Raw genomic sequence first — 2,107 nt, 5'->3', positions numbered from 1 at the left:
GGCAACCGATATTGCGCGGCTTGGTATTGACTTTTCGCCCGAAAAAAAGCGCGCATGCCTATGAAAAAGTTTGGTTTAAAGAAGGTTCGCCGCTTGAGGTTTACACACACCGCCAAGCAGAAGCCCTGTCCAAACATTTGCCCGATGTCATCGTCCGTCATGCCATGACTTACGGCAATCCAAGCGTTGCCGACGTTTTGGCGGAACTCAAAGCCCAAGGTGTGGGCAAATTGCTGGTCATCCCGCTCTATCCGCAATATGCCGGCTCTTCTACCGGCGCGGCTTTGGACAAAGTGTTTCAAGAGTTATTGCTGCAACGCAACCAAATGAGCGTCCGCACCGTCTCCCGTTATTATGACGATGCCGCCTATATTCAAGCCATGAAGCAGCATATTGAAGCCTATTGGACTCAAAACGGACGCAGCGAAAAACTGATGTTGAGTTTCCACGGTATTCCGCAAAAGCATCACGACGACGGCGACCCTTATCCTGACGAGTGCCACCATACTGCCAAGCTGTTGGCGCAGGCATTGGGCTTGTCCGAACAAGAATACATCGTTTCTTTCCAAAGCCAGTTTGGCAAATCCCAATGGGTCAAGCCCAGCACGCAAGCCCTGTTTGATCAGCTGCCGAAACAAGGCACAACTAAACTCGACGTATTCTGCCCCGGCTTCCTGGCCGACTGCCTCGAAACCATGGAAGAAATCGCCATTATGGGACGCGAACAATTCCACGCCGCCGGCGGCAAAGAATACCGTTACATCCCCTGCCTCAACGATTCCGCCGACTGGATTGCCGCACTTGCACAATTAAGTCGGGCCAATCTGCAAGGCTGGATTTGACCTAAACCAAAGGCCGTCTGAAAAATTCACTTTCAGACGGCCTTTAGCGTTATCATCAAGCTATTAAAACGCAAACCAAGCGTGTGGCCATCAAAAACACCACTCAAAAAGGAACACATCATGACTGCACTCCGCCCTATCCTGCTCCTTCTGACCGCACTCAGCCTCCCAACTGCTTTTGCCGCTGATGCCGCGCTGATGAGCAAAGGACAAAAAATTTACGAAACCAACTGCGCTGCCTGCCACGGTAAAAAAGGCGAAGGTCGGGGTGCCATGTTCCCGCCTTTATTCCAGTCCGACTATATCAATAAAAAACCGCAAGCCCTGTTGCAAAGCATGACCAAAGGCATCAACGGCCCGATTAAAGTAAACGGCAAATCCTACAACGGCTTCATGCCTTCTACCGCCATCAACGATGCCGATGTTGCCGCCGTTGCCACTTACATCATGAACGCCTTCAATAATGGCGGCGGTACGATTACTGAAGCAGATGTCAAAAAATCTCACGGGAAAAAATAAAACGTCTCTCCCATAAAGGCCGTCTGAATATTTCAGACGGCCTTTTCGATATGGAACACATTTTTGTTTCCATATTTATGGTTATGCAACATCAACAAACATACGCAAAAAACCGTCAAATCAAAAAAAGCATATGCGTTTTGTGTTAAAGTAAACGTTATTTAGCGGCTGTTTTGCGTCCAGGCCGTCTGAAAGGTTTTATGTTATGAACTTTTTCCGCAAGACTGTTTTATTTTTAGTCGTCCTCTCCATATTTGCTGCCTGCGGCTCCTTTATTTCCCAATACGTTTTGGGCATGAACCCGTGCGTATTGTGCATCCTGCAACGCTTGTGCGTATTGGCTGTCGGGCTGTTGGCCATTGTTACGGCATTTAGTTCTCAATCTTCCAAATTTGCCCGCTCGCTCTCGGCATTGTTGATTGCCGCTCCGGCCGTTTATGGCGCAGGTGTCGCCGCCTATCAAATTTGGCTGCAAAGCCTGCCGCCCGGCACCGCCCCTTCTTGCGGCGCACCTTGGACCTTCCGCTTGCGCGACTGGCCTTTGTTCGATTGGTTTGAACCCATCGTTCGCGGCTTTGGCAACTGCGCCGAGCCGGACTATCTATTCGGCGTCGCCCTGCCGGTGTGGAGTATTTTGTATTTCAGCTTCGTGGTATTGCTGCTGCTTTGGGCTTGGTTGAAAACCAGAAAAATCTGATTGGTTTCGATATAAAAAGGCCGTCTGAAATTTCAGACGGCCTTTTGTT

Annotated in this window: 3 protein-coding genes; all 3 read left to right on the top strand. The window is 49.7% G+C overall.

Translation table 11 applies throughout. The features are described 5' to 3' along the window. Nucleotides 1-842: ferrochelatase (gene hemH, locus ACTHUE_RS16615; protein WP_440424019.1), on the top strand; the 842-nt coding region annotated here is incomplete at its 5' end. A gap of 120 nt (nt 843-962) precedes the next feature. Beyond that, nucleotides 963-1,361, top strand: a complete 399-nt coding sequence (locus ACTHUE_RS16610) for a c-type cytochrome (protein ID WP_219089597.1) — start codon at nt 963-965, stop codon at nt 1,359-1,361. 205 nt (nt 1,362-1,566) lie between these two features. Then, nucleotides 1,567-2,058 (top strand): disulfide bond formation protein B, encoded by a 492-nt coding sequence (locus tag ACTHUE_RS16605; protein WP_039864291.1) that lies wholly within the window; start codon nt 1,567-1,569, stop codon nt 2,056-2,058. The last annotated feature ends 49 nt before the right edge of the window (nt 2,059-2,107 follow it).

The sequence above is a fragment of the Neisseria sp. P0021.S005 genome (genome assembly GCF_051956955.1).
The sequence above is the reverse complement of the archived record's forward strand: the minus strand, read 5'-3'. Positions and strand labels throughout refer to the sequence as shown.

Excerpts from the sequence above, each read along its gene's own strand:
- ACTHUE_RS16610 (WP_219089597.1), top strand. The coding sequence starts at position 963 with ATGACTGCACTCCGCCCTATCCTGCTCCTTCTGACCGCACTCAGCCTC.
- ACTHUE_RS16605 (WP_039864291.1), top strand. The coding sequence starts at position 1,567 with ATGAACTTTTTCCGCAAGACTGTTTTATTTTTAGTCGTCCTCTCCATA.